Annotated in this window: 22 protein-coding genes and 1 pseudogene; 20 read left to right on the plus strand and 3 right to left on the minus strand. The window is 30.9% G+C overall.

The window, feature by feature from the left end; translation table 11 throughout:
- Positions 1-169 precede the first annotated feature (169 nt).
- From ABF633_RS00320 to ABF633_RS00360, 9 genes are all read left to right on the plus strand, one after another.
- Positions 170-2,566, plus strand: a complete 2,397-nt coding sequence (locus ABF633_RS00320) for a glycoside hydrolase family 31 protein (RefSeq protein ID WP_415520886.1) — start codon at positions 170-172, stop codon at positions 2,564-2,566.
- Between the two features lie 404 nt (positions 2,567-2,970).
- Positions 2,971-4,071 carry a Gfo/Idh/MocA family protein gene (locus tag ABF633_RS00325; protein WP_415520888.1) on the plus strand — a complete coding sequence of 367 codons (1,101 nt, stop codon included), beginning with the start codon at positions 2,971-2,973 and terminating at the stop codon, positions 4,069-4,071.
- A gap of 136 nt (positions 4,072-4,207) precedes the next feature.
- The gene (locus tag ABF633_RS00330) at positions 4,208-5,131 is read left to right on the plus strand and encodes a sugar phosphate isomerase/epimerase family protein (RefSeq protein ID WP_415520890.1); all 924 of its coding nucleotides are present in this window, start codon (positions 4,208-4,210) and stop codon (positions 5,129-5,131) included.
- A 122-nt stretch (positions 5,132-5,253) separates the two neighbouring features.
- Entirely contained in the window at positions 5,254-6,102 is an 849-nt protein-coding gene (locus tag ABF633_RS00335) for an AraC family transcriptional regulator (RefSeq protein WP_415520892.1), read from the plus strand.
- A gap of 459 nt (positions 6,103-6,561) precedes the next feature.
- Positions 6,562-7,029, plus strand: a complete 468-nt coding sequence (locus ABF633_RS00340; RefSeq protein ID WP_415520894.1) for a ribonuclease H-like YkuK family protein — start codon at positions 6,562-6,564, stop codon at positions 7,027-7,029.
- A gap of 17 nt (positions 7,030-7,046) precedes the next feature.
- Complete coding sequence (locus ABF633_RS00345; protein WP_415520896.1) at positions 7,047-10,283, plus strand: DEAD/DEAH box helicase; 3,237 nt, start codon at positions 7,047-7,049, stop codon at positions 10,281-10,283.
- A 192-nt stretch (positions 10,284-10,475) separates the two neighbouring features.
- Positions 10,476-10,673, plus strand: a complete 198-nt coding sequence (locus ABF633_RS00350; protein WP_415520898.1) for a cold-shock protein — start codon at positions 10,476-10,478, stop codon at positions 10,671-10,673.
- A 257-nt stretch (positions 10,674-10,930) separates the two neighbouring features.
- Positions 10,931-11,632 carry an aspartate/glutamate racemase family protein gene (locus ABF633_RS00355; protein WP_415520900.1) on the plus strand — a complete coding sequence of 234 codons (702 nt, stop codon included), beginning with the start codon at positions 10,931-10,933 and terminating at the stop codon, positions 11,630-11,632.
- A 285-nt stretch (positions 11,633-11,917) separates the two neighbouring features.
- Positions 11,918-13,807, plus strand: a complete 1,890-nt coding sequence (locus ABF633_RS00360; protein ID WP_415520902.1) for a BMP family ABC transporter substrate-binding protein — start codon at positions 11,918-11,920, stop codon at positions 13,805-13,807.
- A gap of 131 nt (positions 13,808-13,938) precedes the next feature.
- On the opposite strand, the gene ABF633_RS00365 is transcribed toward ABF633_RS00360, so the two are convergent.
- Positions 13,939-14,529, minus strand: coding sequence for a metallophosphoesterase family protein (locus ABF633_RS00365; protein ID WP_415520904.1), 591 nt, complete (start codon positions 14,527-14,529; stop codon positions 13,939-13,941).
- A 243-nt stretch (positions 14,530-14,772) separates the two neighbouring features.
- Here ABF633_RS00365 and ABF633_RS00370 point away from each other — a divergent pair, with 243 nt between their 5' ends.
- From ABF633_RS00370 to ABF633_RS00415, 10 genes are all read left to right on the plus strand, one after another.
- Positions 14,773-15,075 (plus strand): DUF202 domain-containing protein, encoded by a 303-nt coding sequence (locus ABF633_RS00370; RefSeq protein WP_415520906.1) that lies wholly within the window; start codon positions 14,773-14,775, stop codon positions 15,073-15,075.
- Positions 15,076-15,225: 150 nt separating this feature from the next.
- Complete coding sequence (locus tag ABF633_RS00375) at positions 15,226-15,801, plus strand: glycerol-3-phosphate responsive antiterminator (RefSeq protein ID WP_415520908.1); 576 nt, start codon at positions 15,226-15,228, stop codon at positions 15,799-15,801.
- A 232-nt stretch (positions 15,802-16,033) separates the two neighbouring features.
- The gene (locus tag ABF633_RS00380; protein ID WP_415520910.1) at positions 16,034-17,329 is read left to right on the plus strand and encodes an ABC transporter substrate-binding protein; all 1,296 of its coding nucleotides are present in this window, start codon (positions 16,034-16,036) and stop codon (positions 17,327-17,329) included.
- Between the two features lie 83 nt (positions 17,330-17,412).
- Entirely contained in the window at positions 17,413-18,321 is a 909-nt protein-coding gene (locus ABF633_RS00385; protein ID WP_415520912.1) for a carbohydrate ABC transporter permease, read from the plus strand.
- On the plus strand, positions 18,311-19,138 hold the full coding sequence (locus ABF633_RS00390) for a carbohydrate ABC transporter permease (RefSeq protein ID WP_415520914.1): 828 nt from the start codon (positions 18,311-18,313) through the stop codon (positions 19,136-19,138). The genes ABF633_RS00385 and ABF633_RS00390 overlap by 11 nt, the downstream gene beginning before the upstream one ends.
- A gap of 10 nt (positions 19,139-19,148) precedes the next feature.
- Positions 19,149-20,237 (plus strand): ABC transporter ATP-binding protein, encoded by a 1,089-nt coding sequence (locus tag ABF633_RS00395; protein ID WP_415520916.1) that lies wholly within the window; start codon positions 19,149-19,151, stop codon positions 20,235-20,237.
- A gap of 2 nt (positions 20,238-20,239) precedes the next feature.
- Complete coding sequence (locus tag ABF633_RS00400) at positions 20,240-21,037, plus strand: sugar phosphate isomerase/epimerase family protein (RefSeq protein ID WP_415520918.1); 798 nt, start codon at positions 20,240-20,242, stop codon at positions 21,035-21,037.
- Between the two features lie 67 nt (positions 21,038-21,104).
- Complete coding sequence (locus tag ABF633_RS00405) at positions 21,105-21,992, plus strand: fructose bisphosphate aldolase (RefSeq protein WP_415520920.1); 888 nt, start codon at positions 21,105-21,107, stop codon at positions 21,990-21,992.
- Positions 21,993-22,074: 82 nt separating this feature from the next.
- Positions 22,075-22,362 carry a hypothetical protein gene (locus ABF633_RS00410; protein WP_415520922.1) on the plus strand — a complete coding sequence of 96 codons (288 nt, stop codon included), beginning with the start codon at positions 22,075-22,077 and terminating at the stop codon, positions 22,360-22,362.
- Between the two features lie 71 nt (positions 22,363-22,433).
- Positions 22,434-22,874 (plus strand): hypothetical protein, encoded by a 441-nt coding sequence (locus ABF633_RS00415; protein WP_415520924.1) that lies wholly within the window; start codon positions 22,434-22,436, stop codon positions 22,872-22,874.
- Between the two features lie 108 nt (positions 22,875-22,982).
- Here the strand turns inward: ABF633_RS00415 and ABF633_RS00420 are convergent.
- A pseudogene (locus ABF633_RS00420) lies at positions 22,983-23,351 on the minus strand (MerR family transcriptional regulator).
- A gap of 75 nt (positions 23,352-23,426) precedes the next feature.
- On the opposite strand from ABF633_RS00420, the gene ABF633_RS00425 reads away from it, so the two are divergent.
- Positions 23,427-23,795 (plus strand): carboxymuconolactone decarboxylase family protein, encoded by a 369-nt coding sequence (locus ABF633_RS00425; protein ID WP_415520926.1) that lies wholly within the window; start codon positions 23,427-23,429, stop codon positions 23,793-23,795.
- Positions 23,796-23,982: 187 nt separating this feature from the next.
- Here ABF633_RS00425 and ABF633_RS00430 read toward each other — a convergent pair whose 3' ends face one another.
- Complete coding sequence (locus ABF633_RS00430) at positions 23,983-25,200, minus strand: hypothetical protein (protein ID WP_415520928.1); 1,218 nt, start codon at positions 25,198-25,200, stop codon at positions 23,983-23,985.
- Positions 25,201-25,373 lie beyond the last annotated feature (173 nt).

Here is a 25,373-nt window from a genome sequence, read left to right on the forward strand (position 1 = left end):
AAAATAAAAAATTAAAACAGCAATATTTGAGAATAAGTGAGCAATTCCTAGGTAGTAATTAAAATATTAATAGTATAAAATTATATATGTAAGTTTCATATGAGTATAAGCTATAACTAAGTAAAATTCATTGATTAATAGTCTATAGCTGCTAAATTGGGGTGAGAAAATGTTTGGTAAAATAATAGGATTTGAAAAAGTAGACAATAAGATTCATATTGAGTTTGAAAACCAAAATGTTATTGTGGAGATAATTTCAGCTTCTGTAATAAATTTCTTTTCTCCACTAAAGAGAGAACAGAGATTATCTAAAGCAGTAGAAGATCTAAAAGTTCAGCAATGCAATTTCTCAGTAGATAGTAAAAAAGACAAAATAACTATTGCTACAGATAAGTTAAACGTAAACATATTTGATGATTTCAAGGTGGATATTTATGATCATAACTGGAATATACTTTGTGAGGATTATAGAGGAGAGAGAAAACCTTTTGTAAGAAGAGGTGTTGATGGCGGATGGGCTGTAGCAGCAGAAGAAGGCCATGAACTTAAAGATGGTGATAATAAATTAAAGGTACAAGTACTTAAAAAGATGGAAGATGATATGTATTTTTACGGCTTTGGGGAAAAAACAGGGCATTTGAATAAAAAAGGATATCACTATAAGATGTGGAATACAGATGATCCTAAGCCACATGTGGAAAGCTTTGAAGCATTATATAAATCAATTCCATTTTTTATTGGCTTAAAAGAAAAACAAGCTTTTGGTATTTTCTTTGACAATACTTTTGAGTCTCATTTTGATATTGGAAAAGAAAATAGCAACTATTACTATTTTGGAGCTGTAGATGGAAATTTAGATTATTATTTTATATATGGTCCCTCAACGAAAGAAGTATTAAATAGATATACTGATTTGACGGGAAGAACACCACTGCCTCAGCTGTGGACACTTGGATATCAGCAGTGCAGATGGGCTTATGTACCAGAGCAAAGGCTTATGGAAATTGCAAAAGAGTTTAGAAACAGAGATATTCCCTGTGATGCACTATATTTAGATATTGATTATATGGATGGATATAGAGTATTTACCTGGGATAAGAATAAATTTCCAAATCCTAAGGAAACCTTATCTGAATTAAAGCAGAATGGATTTAAAGTTGTAACAATTATAGATCCTGGTGTTAAAAAAGATAAAGGCTATGAAATTTATGATGAAGGCATTAAAAATGAGTATTTTGCTACAGATAAGGATAGTATTCCCTATGTAAATAAAGTATGGCCAGGAGATGCTCTTTATCCTGATTTTCCAAATGAAAAAGTGAGAAATTGGTGGGCGGAAAATCAAAAGATCATGATGGATTGTGGAGTTTCTGGTATATGGAATGATATGAATGAACCCGCAAGCTTTAATGGACCACTTCCGGATGATGTAGTGTTTAATAATGATGGAATTATTACAGATCATAGAGAAATGCACAATGTTTTTGGACATTATATGTCAAAGGCAACCTATGAGGGAATCAAGAAATATACTAATAAAAGACCTTTTGTAATAACCAGGGCATGCTATGCAGGCACACAAAAATATTCTACAGTGTGGACTGGAGATAATCAAAGCCTTTGGGAGCATTTGCGTATGTCTCTTCCAATGCTTATGAATCTAGGACTAAGTGGAATAACTTTTTGTGGTACAGATGTAGGCGGATTTGGATTTGATTGTACTGCAGAGCTTCTATCAAGATGGGTACAGGTGGGATGCTTTACTCCATTATTTAGAAATCATTCCTCTATTATGACAAGAGATCAGGAACCTTGGGCTTTTGATAAGCAAACAGAGGATATTAATAGAAAATATATTAAACTTAGATATAAATTGATTCCTTATATTTATGATACCCTATGGAAGCAAAAAAGCAGCGGACTTCCTGTAATTAGGCCCTTAATGCTTCATTACCAGGAAGATGAAAATACTTATGAAATAAATGATGAATTCCTGTGTGGTGAAAATATTCTTGTAGCTCCAGTTGTAGAGCAGGGAAAGACAGCCAGAATGGTATATTTACCAAAGGGAAATAATTGGGTGGATTACTGGACAAAGGAAGTTTTTCAAGGTGGGAAATATATTGTTAAGGAAGCTCCTTTAGATTTATGCCCTATATATATAAAACAGGGAACAATTATACCTAATTATCCTGTACAGAATTATATAGGAGAAAAGAAAATAGAAGAACTTACTTTAGATATATATCCAGCAGCTAATGATACGGAAATTAAGTATGTACATTACCAGGATGATGGAGAAAGCTTTGAATATAGAAAGGGAGTTTACAATCTATATGAGTTTTTAATAAAACGCAGTGATGACTTAAACGGCATGACAATTAGAATAAATAAAGCTTATAGAGCCTATAGAGATAATTATCATAGATTTAAGTTTAAAATAAATAATATTAAACCTATAGAGATCTTGGCAAATGGTAAGGCGATTGAATTTAAAATAGTTGAAGGAACAGCGGAGTTTGTAGTGGGAAGTGAAACAGAAATTTATATTAAAAAGGCAGAATAAAAATTTCTTCTAATTTCATTTACAAGCCATATACAGCAGTAATTACAGTGAAAAGCTGAAAATTAATAATTTTAAGCGGCATTGAAGTTTTTGCAATGCCGCTTTTATTCGTTTTTAGATAGTTGAAAATAACAATATTTGAGAATAAGTGAGCAATTCATGAGGAGTAATTAAAAAATTTCTATTATATAATTATATATGTAAACGTTAATGATAAATTAAAGTTTTAAAGCTTTTGATTTTTATAGGATTTATTCATGTATTAGCATATGAAAATAAATGGCAAGTTAAAGATAGTATACGATTGACTAGTTATTTATTTTTTAGATACATCAAATAGGGAAAGGAAGTGAAAAACTGATTTTTAGTTTTAAACTTAGTGGAATTAAAAGTCAGGAAATACTATGGGGAATATAAGTAAGGAACAAAAACTAAAAATTGGAATTATAGGCTGTGGAGGCATTGCAAATGGTAAGCATATGCCAAGTCTAGCAAAGATATCACAGGCTGAAATGGTGGCGTTTTGTGATATTAAAAAAGAAAAAGCGGAAAAAGCAGCAAAAGAGTTTGGTACAGAAGGTGCTAAAGTTTATGAAGATTATAAGGAACTGTTAAAGGATAAAAGTATTGATGTTATTCATGTATGTACACCTAACAGATCTCATAGTTTTATAACTGTGGATGCACTGGAGGCTGGAAAGCATGTAATGTGCGAGAAGCCAATGGCAAAAACTACAGAAGAGGCAAAAAAGATGCTTGAGGCTGCAAAGTATACAGGTAAGAAGCTTACTATAGGCTATCAAAATCGTTTTAGAGGAGATTCAAAATACCTTCATGGGGTTTGTGAAAATGGGGAATTAGGAGAAATATATTATGCAAAGGCACATGCCATAAGAAGGAGGGCAGTTCCAACTTGGGGGGTGTTTCTCAATGAATTTGAACAGGGTGGAGGCCCATTGATAGATATAGGAACTCATGCCCTTGATTTAACCTTATGGATGATGGATAACTATAAACCTAAATATGTAGTGGGTAATATATATCATAAGCTTGGAAATAAAGAGAATGCAGCAAATGCATGGGGTCCCTGGGATCCTGATAAATTTACCGTAGAGGATTCAGCCTTTGGATTCATAACTATGGAAAATGGAGCAACTATAGTTCTAGAATCCAGTTGGGCAATAAACAGCCTGGATGTTGGAGAGGCTCAAACATCTCTTTGTGGAACAGAAGGCGGAGCAGATATGGCAGATGGTCTTAGAATAAATGGAGAGAAGTTCAGCAGATTGTATGAAACAAAGGTTGATCTAAATGCAGGGGGAGTTGCATTCTATGATGGTGATTCAGAAGATCCTGCGGAACTGGAGGCAAGGCAGTGGGTTCAATGTATTTTAGAAAATAAAGAGCCTGTAGTAAAACCAGAACAGGCATTGGTAGTTACTCAAATACTGGAAGCAATATACGAATCAGCTAAAAGGGGAGAACCAATTTACCTGAATAATTAAAAATAAATAAAGGAATCAGATAAACAAAGGATAAAATGACTTGTAGTTGAGCAGGAGTATTTTACTAGAGATTCTCTTGAAAGTTTAAAGATAGGTTATGAAAATTTAAAAAAATTAATAGGGGAAGTGTTTTAATATGTATATAGGTTTATTAACGGTAAGTCTTGGAAGTATACCACTTAAGGAGAAAGCAAAATGGGCAAGTGAACAGGGATTTAAGTCACTGGAAGTTGCCAGCTGGCCGGCATCTAACAGTAGAGACTATTCAAGCTGCGACATAGACGTAGATAATTTTACTGAAAAGGAAGCTGAGGAAATCAAGGAATATTTTAAAGAATATGCGCTGACAATCTCTTCACTAGCTTACTATGATAACAATTTAGATCATGACATAAATAAAAGAACTAAGATAAATAATCATTTCAAAAAATGTGTTGATGCTGCAGTGCTGCTTGAAGTTCCAGCAGTGGGAACTTTTATTGGAAGGAATATAGATAAGACTATAGAGGAGAACCTTGATGAGTTTCAGGTAGTGTTTAGTGATTTAGTTAAGTACGCTGAGGATAGGGGAATAAAGGTAATAATTGAAAACTGCGCAATGCCTGGCTGGCAAATTAAAGGAATACCAGGAACCATATCTTATTCACCTGAACTTTGGAGAGAAATTTTCAAGAGAGTTCCAAATGAGAACTTCGGTTTAAATTATGATCCGTCTCATCTGCATTCAATGCTTATGGATTATATAAGTCCCATTAAAGAATTCAAAGATAGAATATTCCATACTCATGCAAAGGATGCTGAAGTGTTTGAAGACAGATTAAAAGCATATGGGATGTATAATAAGCAGCTAAATCTCAGCTTTGAGGATTCTGGCTACTGGAGATATAGAATGCCAGGTCTTGGACAGATTGATTGGAAAAGTTTTATAAATGAATTAAGAGAAATAGGTTACGATGATGTTATAAGTATTGAACACGAAGATCCACTTTATGAGGGCAGTGAAGAAAAGGTAAAAGAAGGGTTATCCTTGGGAATAGAGTATCTTAAGAAATTAGTGTAGCTTAATTGCAATAAAAACTCAAAAAATGATATGCAGCATCTATGAATCTGCCAAAAAAAGAATTAGAATAAAACTGTAATGTTTTTGTTAAATTAATGAATTTTTTAGGGGGACAGAGACATATGCAGGGAAGCCTTGAAAAGACTGTATTAGAACCGGATTTTCCTTTTAGATTGTTTTTCAATGATGGGTATATGAGTACGCCCCATCATTGGCATGAAGATATTGAAATTATATATATTGTAGAAGGCAGCATTAAAGTTGGGGTAGGCAGCCATATATATAAACTTAAAGTTGGAGATATACTTATTATAGGTTCAGGAGAAGTACATTATTTCTTCAAGCAAATGGAATTTAGTAAAAGAGCGGTTATACAATTTAGAATGTCTATATATGACAATTTTCTTTCTGGGACAAAGGACACAAGGGCTATAAAATTAATGTTTATTAAATCTCAGTACTTTACAAAGGAAAGTGAAATTCATGCTTTAATGGAAAAACAAATAAGGGAACTTATTGATGAAAACAGTGAAGCTAAAGAAGGTTATAAGCTTATCTTAAAGGCACGATTATATGATTTGGCAGGTATATTACTTAGATATATGCCTAAAATTGAGTATTCATTAGAAGAGGAAAGCCGACAAAGAGAGAAATTGCAAAAACTTGACAGAGTATTTCAGTATGTGGAGAAAAATTATGAAAATCATATTGATCTAGATCAAATTGCAAAAGTATCAGGCTTCAGTAAATATTACTTCACAAGATTTTTTAAAGAGAATGCTGGTATGACTTTTTTAGATTATCTCAATAATTTTAGAATAACCAAAGCTGAATGGTATTTAATGGATAGAGAGGACTCTATTATAGAAGTGGCATACAAGTCAGGTTTTAATAGTGTTAAAAGCTTTAATCGGGTATTTAAAGATTTAAAGGGCTGTGCACCTATGGAGTACAGAAAGGCTGTAAAATAGTATTATAGGGGCTGTGTCACAATGTATATATGCATTGTGACACAGCTTTTTACATATTATATTATTAAGAATATGTAAAAAGCCTGATTTTTAATAATTAAGTGAGGCAGTTCTCAAATTTAATAAATATTTATTCCTTTTGAGATAGCTGATTTTTCAGTTAATTTTTATTAGTATCCATTAAATTAATGGTATAATTTAGACTATAGGCAGTAAATATTTAAAAAAGTATAATAAATATTATAGATAAAAAATAGAAATAAGGCGTATGAAAACAAATAGTAAGTGAAAGATACTGATAGTTATCTATTAGAATATGCTTAGAGTATCTAGTTATAAGTGAATGAAACAAATATACCAATAATTCATAGTATATTTATTAAAAGATTATTTAATAATTTGTTGCAAAAATTAATATGGAGAAATTTCTAAAAAATATGTTTTAGGGGGTATACAGTAATGTATAGCAAGACCTTTGGTAATGTTTCTGTTAATGAAATGGTAAATTGCATAAAAGGTTTCATATTAAGCGACAAGAATTATAAATACAAAATCACTGTTGGAACAGATTCTCAGAATAGAAGTTTGACTAAAGTAGTGGTAGTTGTGGCAGTTCATAGGATTGGCCGAGGCGGTATTTTCTTTTATGAAATAAAGTATGTTCCTAAAATAACTAATGTTAGACAAAAGATATATTATGAAACTGCACTTAGCTTAGAGCTTGCCTCAAAACTGTCTAAAAGCTTTGAGAAAGCTAATATAAAGGAAGATATAGAAATTCATGTGGATATTGGAACTAATAAAAATGGTAAAACATTTGAATTGATCAGCGAGATTACTGGGTGGATTACAGGAACGGGATATAAATATCAGATTAAGCCTTATTCCTACGCAGCTTCTTGCATAGCCGATAGAATCAGCAAATAAATTACTAAGGTGATACAATGGATAGAAATTTATTACTACAAACATTTAATGAACAGATTAGTGGAAAAAATCACTCTAAGGGGTTAAGAATCATAGATAATGATTTGATTTCCTCCATAGAGATTAATAGCGAAGAAGAATACATTCATATAAAAGGTAATGTAATTTCAGAAAATCTTTTTAGTGAATATAAAACGCATATTGAGATGGATGCTGTAAATAAAAATATTATATCAACTTATTGCAGCTGCAAAGATTATGAAAATAATGAACACAGGAACAATTATTGCTGTAAACACTTAGTAGCTACTTTTTATAAAGCGGTGGATGAACTGATAAAGCATCCTCTTTTAAATGAACCAAAAACTGAAAAATTATTTAAAGCTAATAGCAGTGTGGATACTTTAGATATACTTTTAGGCAATGAAAAGGGCAAAAAAGAAATAAAAATAGAAATTTATATCAATAGAGATCAATGGAATCATAGCATTTCTGCAGAATTTAAAATAGGGATTACTTCTATGAGTTCAAATAATCTTTATGTGTTAAAGGATATAAGTCAATTTTTATTAGCTATTTATAATAATATACCCATAAACTATGGGAAAAACTTTACCCTCAGTATGTCAGAAAATAAATTCAGCACAAAGGATAAAGGGTTAATTGACTTCATCCAGATGCTTATAAGTATAAATGGAGCAATTGGACGTTCCAGTAAAATGAGAAAATCAAATATAGATGGTAAATACATACATATACCAGATTATTTAGTAAGGGAATTCTTTCAGGCAGTAAAAAAACATAGAGTATATCTAAATGAAGGCTTTCTGTATAGATGCTTTGAAACTGAAATATTAGAAAGTCCTCCGCCTATAAGCTTTGATTTGAAGATGGTAAAGGAAGATTATGTACTTAAATTGCCAGGGGGCATGCCCGTTGTACTGGGAAGTAGAGATAATGTGTTTTTTTATGGAACATCTATATATCTGCCAAGCTTTGAATACTGCAGTAAAATAAGTTCTTATCTTACTGTGTTTAATGAGGCTAAGGCGGTGAGACTTTCTGGTTCAAAAGAAAATGCAATACTTAGAAATTTGATTCCAAATTTGAATTTTTTGTCAGAGGAAATTAGTTTATCCCAGTCCATAAGAGATAAAATAGTAAAGGAAAAATGTGAACCTAAATTTTATTTTGATAAAGATGGTAAGGATATTTCACTTACTTTGAAAGTTAAATATGGGGCCTTTGAATTTAATATATTTGAGGATTGTACAGAAAAAGTCATATATAGAGATTCAAAAAAAGAAGCGGAAATTATGGGACTACTTAGGAGTATGGGCTTTGAGGAAGTAAATAATAAATTCTATCTTATATGGGGAGAGGACTACATATTTAAATTTTTCAAAAGTGAAGTAGAAAGGCTCCAGAAAATAGGAGAGGTATTCTATTCTGAAAATTTTAAGGGTATTAAATCTATTAACACTAAAAACATCAGTGGAGATATTAGAACTGGAAAATATGATTATTTTGAAATGGATTTTAAATTAAGTGATATACCAGCATCAGAAACTGCTTCAATACTGAGAGCTTTTAGAGATAATCTTAAATATTATAAGCTTAAGAGTGGAGAATATCTTGATTTAGAGGAATTAGAGCTTAAAAAATTTTTAAAGCTTTTAGATGTAGTTTCAAATAAAAATATAAAGGATAATCATATTGAAATACCTAAAAATAAGAGTATTTATTTAGATAAATATATGGAAGAAAATAAAATTAGATATATTAAGGGTAAGCCAGAACTTAAAAAGGTGAGAAATAAGCTAAAGAAAATTGAAAGTCTTGCTTTTAAAGAACCAAAGAATTTAATGGGAAGCTTAAGAGAATATCAACGTGTAGGATATAATTGGTTTAAAACCTTAGATTATCTGGGCTTTGGAGGCATACTGGGAGATGAAATGGGACTTGGAAAAACCTTTCAGGCCATTGCTTTTTTATTGTCGAATAAAGGAAGTAAATCTTTAATTGTAGTGCCTACTTCCCTGGTATACAACTGGACCAATGAATTTGAAAAATTTGCTCCCAATATGAAGGCAGCAGCAGTTAACGGTAATAAAAAGGAGAGAGAGGAGTTAATCAAAAATATAGATAAATATGATGCTGTTATAACTACATATAACCTTTTGAAAAGGGACCTGGAAAATTATAAAAAGGTGGAATTTGATTACTGCTTTTTGGATGAAGCTCAATATATAAAAAATCCTCATTCTCAAAATGCTTTAACTGTAAAAAAGATAAATGCAAAAACAAGATTTGCTTTATCAGGAACACCTATAGAAAATTCTGTTATGGAATTATGGTCTATATTTGATTTTGTAATGCCTGGATATCTATATGATGAAAAGAGATTTAGTGTAAGGTATTATAAAAAACTTAAGGAAGAACCAGAGGTTATTGAAGATCTTAACAGACTTATAAATCCTTTTATTCTAAGGAGAAGAAAAAAAGATGTGATAAAAGAATTGCCAGATAAAATAGAAAAAACTATGATGGTTAATTTTGAGGATAAACAGAAAAAGGTATATGGAACCTATGCAAAGCATGCAGTGGAGCTTATTAAAAAGAAGGTAGAGGAAGATGAATTCAAAAACAGTAAAATAGAGATTCTTGCATATATTACAAAACTGAGACAGTTATGTCTTGATCCCTCTATAGCAATGGAAGATTATATAGGAGGCAGTGCTAAAATAGAAGCACTAATAGAGCTTTTAACTCAAAGCTTAGAAGAAGGACATAGAATACTGGTGTTTTCCCAGTTTACTTCTGTGCTTAAGAATATAGGTAAAAGAATAAATATGGAGGGAATAGATTATAGCTACTTAGATGGCTCCATATCCTCACAAAACAGAATGAAGATTGTAGAGGAATTTAATAAAGGTAAAAATTCTGTTTTTCTTATAAGTTTAAAAGCAGGAGGCACAGGGCTAAATCTTACTTCCGCAGATGTGGTAATCCATTTTGATCCATGGTGGAATCCAGCAGTGGAAGAGCAGGCTACAGATAGAGCCCATAGAATTGGACAGAAAAATGTGGTGGAAGTAATAAAGCTTGTGGCTAAAGGAACTATAGAGGAAAAGATTATAACATTACAGCAGGAAAAAAAGAAACTTATAGACAGTTTGCTTGGAGATGAACTTTCTAGTAGTGATGGAATTGCAGCTTTATCTGAAGAAGAGCTGGTAAATTTATTTATGTAAAAAAGTTTATATTTTTACTTGACATGTAAAATATATGATGTTATAATGAAGTAAAGCTTAAATGAATCGTAATTAATGTAACACAAATAGTTTCAATTAGTATTATAGAATTATAGTATGTTGATATCGAAATTTTGTTGGTGTATTATTACAAAGAGTTTAAGAAAATAAAATTTCGGAGGTACACATCGAATGAATGGTACAGTAAAATGGTTTAATGCACAAAAAGGATTTGGTTTTATTACAGGAGAAGACGGAAAAGATGTTTTTGCACACTTTTCACAAATAAAAGCAGAAGGTTATAAGTCACTTGAAGAAGGTCAAAAAGTTGCTTATGATGTAGTTGAAGGACCAAAAGGACCTCAAGCTGAAAATATCACTGTTCTTTAATTAGTAGATATTTTACCCCTTAAAGATTATTTCTTTAAGGGGTTTTTTAGCGTTCAAAAATTAGATGATTTATTCTAGTAATCAATTATTGTAATACGGATACAAGTACATTTTGTTATAAAAATTTTCATGAATTACTTTTAAATTGAAGCCATAATTTAAGTACTTAGTGTTCAGTTCTCACATAAAATATAAATATATAAAATAATATTTTTCAGGATGTCTAGGTTATAGTGAGAATTAGGACGGTGAAAAAGATGAAAATTGGAATTGTTGGTGGAATTGGACCGGAATCCACAGTTGATTATTATAAAAGTTTAATATATAAATATAAAAAGTTAAAATCAGATGGAAGTTATCCTAAAATAATTATAGACAGTATAGATATGCAGGAAGTTTTGAATTTTATAGCTGCAAGGCAATGGTATAAGCTTGTAGATATGTTGGTAGAGTCACTTAACAATTTATATATAGCAGGGGCTAATATTGGAGTAATATCTTCAAATACACCTCATATAGTTTTTCAGAAGGTAAAGAAATTTGCACCAATGCCTGTATTGAGTATTGTGGAAGAAACCCGTGAAAGAGCTAAAGCATTAAAACTTAAGAATTTAGGACTTTTAGGAACAATTACTACTATGGAAGAACCTTTTTACAAGGATAGTTTCCTGAAAAGTGCAATAGATATTACAGTGCCAAGAAAGGCTGAAAGGGAATATATTCAGCAAAGAATATTCACTGAGTTGGAAAATGGAATCATCAATAAAAGGACCAGAGAAGGCTTTCTAAATATAATCACCAGAATGATAAAAGAGGAGTTCATTGATGGAGTGATTTTAGGCTGTACTGAAATACCAATAATATTAAAAGATGGGGATTTAAATATTCCATTTTTAAATACAGTAGATATACATGTAGACGGAATTATAAAGGAAATGAAGAATAATGGTGAATTTTAGGTAAGAAAATATATAAACTATTATGAATTTAAATTCCTTATCGGCATAGAAGAAGCAGCTAAATATTCTCAGAAAAATTTATAAATCTATATATAATTTCTTGCCTTTAGATTATAATTTTATGTAATGAGTATTTCACAAAAAATACATTATACACTATGAAAATTTCACATTTTAGATACCATAAATAGTATAGTGGAAATTAGTTTACAGCTTTTGATTTAATCATACAATAAAATAATTAATATATATTTTTGCCATGGATTATATGGGAGGTGTGAGAATATGGAATTAAATGCGCAGGAAGAATATAGAGAGGCAGTAAAGAGAGGCAAAAAAGAATTACAAAGCCCAATGCCATGCCTTGATGAAATATTAAAAAGTGAAGAAATCGTTGCCAATGTGAATTTAGGCATTCTTGAAATTCCTTTAAAAAAAATAGTTGGAACCTACTCCCGTTCTAGAAGTACTGCTTTCTCAAAAGGCTTCATGCCAATAATTGAAAATGAATCGGAATTTAGGAATAAGTGGATAGCTTTATATGAAAGTCACTTGGAGGAAGGCATAAATCAGCCAATAAAGGTATACGAATACCTTAATTATTTCTATGTAATTGAGGGAAATAAAAGGGTAAGCGTACTAAAATTTTTAAAGGCATTTTCTATCAGGGCAGAGGTAATAAGGCTTGTACCAAAGAAAAATAAAGATGATTTAACCAATACTATATATTATGAATTCCTGGATTTTTATAATAAAACAAGGATCAATTCCATATGGTTTACGAAAAAACATAGTTTTAATAAGCTTTCAAATATGCTGGATGCATATAATCCAAAGCTTTACCTGGAAGAGGATAAATACGAACATTTTAAAAAATTTAAATATGACACCTTTAGGGATATATATCTTAAGATGGGCGGGGATAAGCTTCCCATAACTACAGGGGATGCTTTCTTGGAGTATATTTCCCTATATGGCATAAATGATTCTCTAAGTGATGGAAAAGTTTCTAATAGGCTAAAGCAGCTTATGAAGGAATTGACTCATTTTAAAGATAAGAGTATAGAAATTCAGACAAATTCTCAAAAGGATTCAGCTAAAAGACTATCGGGCATATCCAGCTTTATAAGTTTACCTAAAAAATTAAAGGTGGCTTTTGTCTATGCCAGAAGCATTAAAACCTCAGGCTGGACTTACGGGCATGAGCTTGGCAGGAAATATGTAGAAAATATACTTTCTGATCAGATTACCACAAAGTATATTCAAGAAGTACCTGAGAATGCCTTTGATTATGAATATATAAAATCCCTTGCGGAAGAGGGGAATAATGTTATTTTTACTACTAGTCCTATATTTAGGAATGCCACTTTGAAATGTGCTATGGAATATCCGGATATTAAGTTTTTTAACTGCTCGGATGATACACCTTATAAGCATATGAGTTGTTATTTTGGGAGAGTTTATGAAGCAAGATTTTTAACTGGCATGATAGCAGGGGCTATGACAAAGACAAATATAATAGGATATTCTGCAACAAGTCCTACTTCAGAGGTGATTTCTGCAATTAATTCCTTTGCACTAGGAGCTAAGCTGGTAAACCCCTATGCTGAAGTAAAGGTTGCATGGACTAGAGAATGGAATAGTCATGATAAGTTTACCAACGTTGAAACAACGCTTCTCAATAAGAACTGCGATGTTATTTCTAATAGAAATCTTAAGGTGGCAAGAGCTGAAACTGAAAGATTTGGGGTATACTCCATGCTCTGCAGTTTTGACAAGGGAAGTAAAGAACCGGATAAATATCTTGCGGCACCTATTTGGAATTGGGGAGTATACTATGAAAAAATTTTAAATAATATATTGAATGACAGCTTTAAGACCATTGTGGATATGTTTAATGCCAATTCTAAACTAATTAATTTTTGGTATGGTATGTCAGAAGGGGTTGTGGATATATATTATTCTAAGAAATATGTTCCAATATCAGTGCAAAAGCTTATTGAAGCCATGAAAAAAATGATTGTATCAAATGAATTTAATCCATTTACAGGACCAATTTGTGATAACAGTGGGAAACTGAGAATTGATGAAGATCAGCAGGCTACTCCTTATGAAATTCTCAATATGAATTGGTTTGTGGATAATGTTGAAGCAGAGGAATATGTGGATAAATAAATTGTGTTAATGTTGATAATAATGGATGATTATCTCGATTGTTTTTCTTTTTAATGAGAGATTTAAGAATTCAAATATTCAGGCGTCTTGAAAGAAATAATCAGTGAATTTGATATTTCTTTCAAGATGCCTTATTTATATTCTAAAATGTAATAATCATAAGCATTAATAATTGTGGTATTATTGTATATTGTTGTTCTAGGCTTTTTACCATAATTCATATGCACATGACCATGGAAGAAGTATTTTGGAGAATACTTGTCTAAAAGATTATTAAAATTAACATAGCCTTCATGACATAAATCGTTATCATCGTTGATACCGCTTGCAGGAGCATGGGATACAAGGATATCAAAGCCTTTTTTTAGAAAGAGTTTAAGCTTAAGCTTTTGTATCCGTTTACTCATCTGGCTTTCTGTGTATAGAAATGGACCGCTCTTATACTTCATGCTGCCGCCAAGGCCTAAAATTCTTATACCTTTATATACAATAAGCTTGTCATCTATACAGGTGCAGCCTTCCGGTGGCTTTTCAATATAATAATGGTCATGATTACCGTGAACATAAAGCACAGGTACATGAATCATAGTAGCCAAATAGCTTAGATAATCTGCTTTTAAATCACCACAGGATATAATAAGCTCTATATCTTTAAAGGTATCTTTACAGAAAAAATCCCAAATATATTTAGACTCAATATCTGAAACCAAAAGTATCTTCATAAAAAAACCTACTTTCCAGCAATTGATATGAATTAGAAAATTTACACAGCAAAAGTATATGTACTTAATTATATCATAGTTTTCACATTATATTTTGAAAAAATATATAGATTGTAATGAAGTTTTTTTCTGTGATAAAATAAAAATATAATAAAAAAAGCTGAGGTGAAAAATCCTGATTTTTATAAAGAAAAAGATTATTAGTATTAGTAATCGTATCTGATTTTAGAAATTGGGGAAATTATGAGTAAAATAGATGATAAAAATGAAGGTACAGTTTATAATTTCGATAAAAATGAAATGATATTGAGGGATTTCTTAGCCGCCGACAGGACAGCATTAGCAAATGAAAGAACTTTACTGGCATATATAAGAACGGGCATCAGTCTAATAATTATAGCTATTTCACTGATAAAGTTATTTGATGATGCTTTTACATATATTCTTGGGATAATTTGTGGTGTGTTAAGTATTATACCTATAGTTTTAGGAATATATAAATATAGAAAAATGAATAAAAAGTTGAATAATGTATTATATAAATAGTTATACTAACACCTCAGAAATTGCTCCATAAATTGGAATAATTTCTGAGGTGTTATACAATTAACTTAAATTTAAGATGAGTGTAATGTAGAATTAACATAGTCACATTATAATTAAAATATAAAGTCTCAGTCCAAAGGTGGAGTAAATTTGAATATAAAAGAGAAATTAAGAGTTAATCCCTTAATTGCTGCAGCTCATCATGAAACTTTACAACTTGCTGTAGATTCTAAAGTTTCAGCTATAATATTAATGAATGGGAAATTAAATGAGTTAATGGGACAGGATTTTAAGATGTATAATAAGAAAAAACCTATATTATTGCATACAGATTTAATAAAGGGGCTATCTAATGACAAAGAAGCCATAAATTTTATTAAAGAATACATAAATCCTGCTGGAATTGTTTCAACTAAAAGTACTATGCTAAGAGCTGCTAAAAAGAAAGGCTTGACTACAATTCAGAGAATATTTCTTATTGATTCCAGCTCATTAAAGAATTCTATAGAAAGTATAAGAGAAAATGATCCTGATGTAGTGGAAGTAATGCCAGCTTTTGTATATCCTATTGTTAAAATTATAAAAAATGAAATAGATAAACCTATAGTTTTAGGTGGTCTGATAAGTAATAAAAAGCAAATGTTAGATATGTTAAAATCTGATGCAGATGGCATATCATGCAGTAAAAGTGACTTGTGGGATATTGATATAAAAAGTGAAATTTAACATAGGATTAATTTAATAAGTTTGAATGATTAGTGGTGGAGATTTGAGAAAACCGTTAATCATCCTCTAAAACAAAACATGATTGTAAAGTGTATTAATTACAAACAGAGTTAAAAGAAAGAGGGTGATCTGTAGTTTTTTGAATCTCCAATTTTTGTTGTTTTATTATTAGCAGCAAGGAGTTTTTATAATATATTAAAAAAATAATGAGATTTAATAGGGGGAATGCAAAATGAAAAAAGGTATTTTAAAAGTTGTTTCGCTAGTAACGCTTATTGCAGTAACACTTAGTGGGTGTGGAAATGCAGCATCTAGCACAAAACCAGGTGAAAAAGTAAAGATTGAATACTGGCATGTTAATGCTGAAACCCAAGGAGGGCAAAGTGTAGATAAACTAGTAAAAGATTTTAATGCACAAAGTAAGGATGTTGAAGTAGTTGCTAAATATAACCCAGATATGTATAAAGGTTTATTGCAAAATTTTCAAGCAGAAGCTGCTACTGGAAAATCTCCAGCATTAGTGCAAGTTGGCTGGGCATTTCTGGACTATTTCTCAAATAATTTTAGTTATACAGAGCCACAAAAAGTTATAGATAAATATTACCCAGAGGATAAGAATTTTTTAAAGGATAATTTTCTTCCAAACGTATTAAATCTTGCGAAGAACAGTAAAAACAGTCAAGTAGGTATTCCATATTCCCTTAGTACACCAGTTCTTTACATAAATAAAGATATTTTAAAACAAGCAGGCTTAGATGAAAATGGACCAAAGACCTGGGAAGATGTAGTAGCTTTTTCAAACACAATTAAAGAAAAAACAGGTAAATACGGTTTCTACATGCAGGAACCTGCGGATAACTGGGCAACTCAAGCATTATTAGAGAGTAATGGTGCCAGAATGATTACAGATGGTAAAGCAAGCTTTGCTTCTGAAGAAGGTATTAAGGCTTATGAAGCTTATGCCGATATGGTTGTAAAAACAAAATCAGCACTTCATATATCTTGGAACGAAGGTGTTAAATCTTTTATTGATGGTAACGTAGGTATGCTGTATACAACAATTGCTCAAAGAGCAAATGTGCAAAAAGGTGCAACCTTTAATGTAGCAGCAATTAACTCTCCTGCATGGGCAGGTAAACAAAAGAGGTTGCCAGCAGGTGGTTGTTTCCTAGCTATAACTGCAAAAACAGATAAAGAACAAAAGGCTGCTTGGGAGTTTGAAAAGTACTTATACAGTGTAGAATCTATGGCTGAGTGGACAAAGGGTACTGGATATGTTCCACCAAGAAAAGATGTAGCAACAGCAGAAAATGGTTTAAAGAGTTTCTTGGAGCAAAACAAAATGATGGAGGCAGCAACTACACAAATGGATGGAGTTGTACCATGGACATCATTTCCTGGTGATGCTGGACTTCAAGCAGAACAAATATTATTGGATACAAGAGATAAAATCTTAGGTGGTAGTGTATCTGCTAGAGATGGTTTGAAATCTGCACAAGATAAAATCAATGCACTATTAAAGAAATAGTTACAAATTAAAAAATAGTTAGCAATAAATTGATAAAAGTCAGAGGTTTCCTCTGTCTTTTACATATTTTAAGGAGGATTAAAATGAAGAATAAAGGAATGAGAATAAATTATAGCAGCCGTGAAAAAATGATTGCTTATATATTTATTTTACCATCATTATTAGCCTTTGCAGTATTTATGTTTTGGCCACTTATTAGAACAATTTATTTAAGCTTTTTTTCTTGGAATATGATTAAGCCAACAAAGACATTTGTAGGCTTTGGTAATTATATAGATTTGTTTAAAGACCCGCTTACCTATAAAGTAATGAGTAATACGGTATTTTACATAATTATTTTATTAATATTGAATTGTGCAGCACCCTATATACTATCCTTTATTCTTTCCGATGTAATAAAAAGGGGTAAGGGCTTTTACAAAAGTGTAATTTTTTTACCTAGTGTTATTTCCTTAGTAGTAGGCTCAATTTTATATTTGTGGATTCTAAATCCTATTTCTGGTCCGGCAGCAGTTATTGCAAAGCTGTTTGGCTTAACACTTCCTATATGGAGTAAAACAGATGGCCTTGTTATTGTAGTGCTAAGTTTAATAACTACCTGGAAGATATTTGGTTATAACTTCATTGTTGTACTTGCAGGAGTTTCAGGAATATCCAGTGAGGTGATTGAAGCTGCAAAGCTGGATAAGGTACCAATGCATAAGATATTTCTAGATATTGTACTTCCTATGAGTAGTGCAACAGGAGTTTATGTGTTTGTTATGACAATTGTACAAGGATTGCAATATGTATTTACACCAATTAAAGTTGTCACACAAGGTGGACCCAATAATGCAAGTTCCAATGCAATTTACAATGCATATCAAGAGGCTTTTGTTTTATATAGAACAGGTAATGCGTCTGCTTTTGCTATTGTAACAATGGTGCTATTTGTGGCACTGCTTATTTTGGAATTTAAGTATGTAGAGAGGAGAGTATACTATGAAAATTAAATTTACGTCAGAATTTAAGTGGCACATTATCTTAATACTATTTGTATTTGTATCTCTTTTCCCAATAGTATTTGCAATTTCAAGTTCCTTTAAATCATTCAATGAAGCATACAGCAATGTACTTGCAATTATACCAGTTAAGCCAACTATAAATAATTATATAGAAGTATTCACCAGATTGCCTTTTTTACAGATTACAGGTAATACCTTTTTTATTGCTGGCTGCGTTACATTATTTAAAACTATAACAGCTGTATTTGCAGCTTATGCCTTTGTGTATTTTGATTTCAAGTACAAAAATATTATATATTTTATTCTAATCAGTACTATATTTATACCATTTACGGTAACAATGATACCAAACTATCTAACCATTTCGAAATTAGGTTTTAACGATAATCTATTAGGTGTTATTTTACCACAACTAAGTGATGCCACAGGTATTTTCCTAATCAGACAGTCTATGAGAACTATTCCTCGTTCCTTAATTGAGGTAGCTAAATTAGAGAAGGTTAATCACTTAAAAATTATGAAGGATATTGTAGTGCCACTTGTAAAACCAGCTATTATTTCTACAGGAATTATGTTTTTTATTAACTCATGGAATGAATATGTTTGGCCAGTGCTAATTTTAAAGTCAAAGGAAAATTTCACACTTCCCTTAGCACTTCAATTATTTATTAGCTCAGAAGGGGGAACAGACTTTACTATTGCCATGGCTGTGTCTGTAGTAACTATGATAATACCCTTGGTACTATATATTATATTCCAGAAGTACATTATTAATACTTTTGCATCATCAGGAATAAAGGGATAGGAGGACAGTTATGAAAGAAATCATTTTTGAAAATATATGTAAGTCCTATGGTAAAACTAAAGTAGTAAATAATTTAAACTTGACAATAAAAGAAGGGGAAAGATTAATACTACTAGGTCCATCAGGATGTGGTAAATCTACAACACTTAGAATTATTGCAGGTTTGGAAGATATAACTTCTGGAAAATTGTACATGAATGGAAGCTGCGTTAATGATGTACAAAGCGGCGATAGAAATATAGCCATGGTATTCCAAAACTACGCTCTTTTTCCCCATATGACAGTGGCAGATAATATAACCTATGGATTGAAGGTACATAAAGTACCAAAGGAAGAAATTGAAAAAAGATTAAAATCAGCATTAGATATGCTTCAACTAAATGGTTTAGAAAATCGAAAACCTAAGGATTTATCAGGTGGTCAGCGTCAAAGAGTTGCTCTTGCCCGTGCAATAGTAAAGCGAAGTGATTTTTTCCTGTTAGATGAACCACTTTCCAATCTTGATGCACAGCTTAGAGGTCATGCTAGAAAAGAATTAGTTAAGATTCATGAAATGTATCATCAAACTTTTGTTTATGTAACCCATGATCAGGTAGAAGCGATGACCATAGGTGACAGAGTAGCGTTAATGAATGAAGGCACTATACAAATGATTGATACTCCACATAATGTATATAATAAACCAGCTAACGTGTTTACAGCAAAATTTATAGGTTCCCCATCAACTAATATTTTTGATGCAGATTATTCAAAGGGTACAATGACTGTAGGCAGGCAAAACTTAATTTTACCAGAAATGTGGGTAAATAAATTAGCTGATAGTGGATGTACAAAATTATCTTTTGGAATAAGACCTGAACATATTAAATTAAGTAAAGTACCAATGGAAAATGCCTTTAAGGGATTTGTAAAATATATTGAGGACTATGGTAATAGATTTGGCATATATTTTGAGGTGGAAGGTAATGAAATTATTGCCATGTCTGATGAAAATGATTTGAAGGCTAATAATATAGTGTATTTTGCACCAGATTTTACGAAAATACATTTATTTGATAGAAATACTACTATGTCAATTGGATATCCAAAGGAGTTGTGATTATGAATATTTATATTAGTACAAATTTATATACGCCTAGTGAACTAGAAGATATTTTCCCATTGCTTGATAGAATCAATGATAAGAATATAGGTATAGAACTTTTCCCAGAGTGGCAGGACAGACAATTTATAGATACAATTGACAAAAACTTGGATAAGTTTAAAAATTATAATAGCTCATTACATGGACCCTATTATCACACAGAACACTCCAAGGAAAAAGGCTCTATGGAATATGAAACCTCAAAGGAATATTTCATAAATACTCTTGAAATTTCAAAGCAGTTAAAAAGTAAATATATTGTTTACCATCACAATAACTGTAGAGTAAAGCCTGAAAACAGAACAGAAATGATAAGCAATTCAGCAGAAAACTTACTGGAATTAAATGAATTATCTAAAGCCTATGGAATAGATATTGTTGTAGAAAATGCTGGTGTGCTTTCACATAATAATATGCTCTTTGATGAAGAACAATTTATTGAAATGGCAAAAGCTATTGATAATAAAATATTAATTGATATTGGTCATGCCTTTGCAAACAACTGGAATTTAAATCACGTTATAAGTGAATTAAAAGATAAGATTGTGGCATATCATCTCCATAATAATGATGGTGTAGAAGATAATCATAATCGAATCAGAGACGGAAAGCTAAGTATAGATAATTTTTTTGAAATTTATAAAAAGTACACTCCAAGTGCTCATTTAGTCCTTGAATACAGTAAAAATTGCAGAAAAGATGTGGATGGTATTATAAAAGATGTAAGTGAAGTGAAAAAAATATTAAATATCTAATTTGTAATATAATAAAATAGTATAGAATGTAATTATCCAATCTGAAACGAAAAAGGGAGGGAATAAAATGAATGAAAATCAATTGAATCAAATGCACACAGGTAAGGGATTTATTGCCGCACTGGATCAAAGCGGCGGCAGTACTCCAAAGGCATTACTACAGTATGGTATTGCAGAAAGCAGTTATTCTAATGATGAAGAAATGTTTGATTTAGTACACGAAATGAGAACACGAATTATAAAGAGTCCTGCATTTACTTCACAGTATATTTTGGGTGCTATCTTATTTGAAAATACAATGTATCGCACCATTGATGGTCAATATACTGCTGACTATCTTTGGGAGCAAAAGAATATTGTACCCTTTTTAAAGGTGGATAAAGGACTTACTGAAATTGAAGATGGTGTTCAGCTCATGAAACCAATAACTGATTTGAACCAACTTTTAAAGCAGGCTGTAGAAAAAAACATTTTTGGAACAAAAATGCGCTCAGTTATTAAAGAAGCCAATCCTAATGGAATTAAAAAAGTGGTAGAGCAGCAATTCGAAATTGCTAAACAAATTGCTAAGTTTGGTTTAGTTCCAATTATTGAACCAGAGGTTGATATTTACAGTACTGATAAGAAAGAATCAGAGAGACTTTTAAAACTTGAAATTTTGGAACAGTTAACAAGCCTTGATAAGGAGATAAAGGTTATGCTTAAACTTTCAATACCAACAGAGGATAATTTCTATAGTGATCTCATGGAGGATTCCCATGTTGTGAGAGTTGTAGCTTTGTCTGGTGGTTACGGTCAGGCTGAAGCAAATAAAAAATTGGCAGCTAATCATGGATTAATCGCCAGTTTCTCAAGGGCTTTATCCCAGGGATTAACTGCTCAGCAAACTGAGGAAGAATTTAATGGAATGTTATCAAAGTCAATTAAAGAAATATATGAAGCATCAATTAAATAATTCGAATTATATATTGTATTCTTAGATATTTTTAAGTACTATTAAGCTAATATTATAAATATATCTAAGGAGAAATCTATAAATGAAAAAGAAACTTATTATATTAACATTTTCAACAATGCTGGTATTTGCGTTTATTTTAACAGGATGTACTGAATCAACAAAAAGGTCAATTAAGGATACTCAATCAGAATGGACAGGTGGACTAAACAGAAAGGTAACAGTATATGCAAAGGATGGCACAGTTTTAAAAACCTATGAGGGAAAAATGGATATTGAAGATACTGAAGCAGGAAACAAAGTTAAGTTTGACTTGAATGGTAAGAGAGTTATTTTATATAATGCTACAGTAATAGTTGAAGAAAAATAGTAAAAAATTTAATTCATTTAATTGTGAGGAAACCTTATAAAATCAGAGCTTTTATAGGGTTTCCTCCTTAAATGAAAGAAAGTAATATAGAAGCTATTAAAATAGGGAGATGTATTATCATAAAAAAATTTAAAATAATTTGTATTATATGTATTATAGGAGCAGCTTTATTAAGCCCACATATTGCAAGGTCTTTCTCTAATTGGTACATAAGTGAAGGAGTAAAAAACAGTTCATTTATTACTAAAAAAATGCAATTTTCAGTGTATGATAACGTAGTGCTAAATGGAGCTTCTATATGGGCTGCTGCAGGAGTTGCAAATGGAAATAACATACCTATATTAGTTAAGACCTTAAAGTCAAATAATTTTATAGAATATACCAAAACTAATACATACAAGGTAACAGATAAAAACGATCCAAATTACATAGACAATAATGCAAAATTTAAATTTTCACTGGATAAAGATGATAACGGTGATGTTAGAGGAATAAGAATTCAGCAGCAATGATTGAAGATTTGGATTATGTAAAAAGTATATAGGATCTATTTATTTTAAGCCAATTATTTCTCCATATTAGATTTCATAAAAAATCATAAAATCTAATATGGAGAGATACTAATCATTTTGTTTATCAATCATTTTCTTATAAGTATTAATTTTTTTGCCTAAATGTATTATATTTTCTTCTATTTTTCTTTTCTCAATATTTAATCTATCCATTTGCTCTTCTAAAAGCTCCAAACGTTTTTTCACTGTGCTGTCTCCTTGATAACGCAGCTTAGAATAATACTGTATTTGTTTAATGGGCATATTTGTTTCTTTTAAACGAATTATAAAACTGATCCAGGTTATATCCTTTTCAGAATATATTCTCTTGTTGATACTATCTCTTTCAGGATAGATGAGTCCAAGCTTTTCATAATACCTCAATGTATCAATACTTAGACCAACTTTTTTAGAAAACTACCCAATGTAATAATTCAATATAATCACCTCTTGACATGGAGTTAACTCCAGCATATATGATAATATTATCAAAAAAATAGGAGGAATTCAATTATGGAAAATAGATATGAAAAAGGAGTAAATAAGCTCAAAGAGGTTGATGGAAAAGGAGGAACGGAAGTAATAGAGTCTCTTAAAGATATCGCTCCAGACCTTGGAAAATATATCATTGAATTTGCTTTTGGAGATATTTATACTAGACCAACCTTTGACTTAAAGCAAAGAGAACTTGTTACTTTGTCTTCATTAATTACTTTGGGTGGCTGTGAAAATCAGCTGAAGGTTCACATTAGAGGAGCACTAAATGTAGGAATATCAGAGAAAGAAATTATAGAAGTGTTTATACAGTGTATTCCCTATGTTGGTTTTCCAAGAGTACTAAATGCTGTTTCAGTTGCAAAGGAGATTTTTTTGAATAATTAATAATTATTACTTAGCAAATAAGAGCTTAAAATTCTTATAGATAGAGAATTTTAAGCTCTTATTCTTTAGAAGTACTTTTCAGATTAGCTAATGTATAGTGAATAAGATCTAATTAAATAATTATATTTTTATATATAGCTATATACCTAGATTTATTAGAAAATATGTTTGAAAATATATTAATACCTTAGTTAGCTGTATTTCCAGTTGATGTTTTAGCTGCTGAATTAGCATTTTTATTTTCAGATGATGCTCCAGATGACGCTCCAGATGATGTATTTGAACCTTTACTTTCAGATGATGTTCCAGTTGCTGTATTTGTAACTGTATTTTCAGCTGAGGATCTAGTTGATGTATTTGTATTTGTATTCCCAGATGATGTTTCAGTTGATGTATTTGTGCCTTTATTTTCAGATGATGCTCCATATGCTGCATTTGCACCCTGATTTTCAGCGGATGATCTAGTTGCTGCATTTGCAGATTTATTTCCAGTTGTTCCTCTTATTGCTGCATTTGTACCTGTACTTCTGGTTGAGTTTGCAGCTGCTGCATTTGTACCTTTATATCCATCTGATTCTGCTGCACTTTTATTTACAGTTGTCTTTGCCGATGATCCTGCTGCATCCGTGGACTGGCCAGGAATTGCAGTGTTTACAGTGGAAGCTGGTGTATTGTTAGTCATTCCTTTAAAATAAGATATTCCAAAAAAACCAATCAGTACAACTAAAATAACTGGTAATATAACTATCATTGTCTTTTTGCTGTTACTAAGCTTATTATTTCTATAAAGTATTTCTTTATTTCCTCTATCTGATCTATCAGAACAAGATGATTTATCTATCACTGTTGTAAAGTCATCTTTTTTATTAGGAGTTTTTTCTTCAGGGTTTTCAATTGTTTTTGAGATTCCCTGCTTTATACTTTTTGGTATATTAAATAATATTGCAAGGATTCCATTTTGTCTAGCAGAATCTATCCTTTTAAAATTTTCAGGGGATCTTATTACAACAACAGGCTTATTGTTATTGTTAACTGTATATTGATTTTCTACATATACTGTAACCGAAAATTTATCATTCTTACTTAAAAAGGGTATAGAAATATCCAAAATGTTATCCTCTATTGAAGAATCAAATTTTAAACCCTTTGTTATTTTTGCATCTGTAACCTTTAAATTACTATGCGGACTTTGTATGTTCAGAGTTAAATCATGAATTGTTTTATTTGATACATTAATAACATTAATAATGTATGCAAAGATTTTTTTCCCATTCACTTCTAGGGATGTACCCTTTCCAACATTGCAGATTATTCTAGGAGCTACATTTTTATAATAATCTAACAATAACCCAGAAATAAATGATATTACTATAGTTATAATTGCAGTTTTAATGATATTTACCATGCTAAACTTCGCTTCCTTATTTTTACTATTTTTCCGGTAGGTAATTAAATTATAGAATACATAGATAGGTGTGTCAAACTAAAAAATTAAAAATTAACAATTAATTATACATTGTTAAAATATCATAAAAAATATTACCAATTTTTAAGGATTGGTCAATGAAAAATTTAATA

Source organism: Clostridium sp. (genome assembly GCF_047718555.1).
Taxonomy (GTDB): Bacteria; Bacillota; Clostridia; order Clostridiales; family Clostridiaceae; genus Clostridium_I.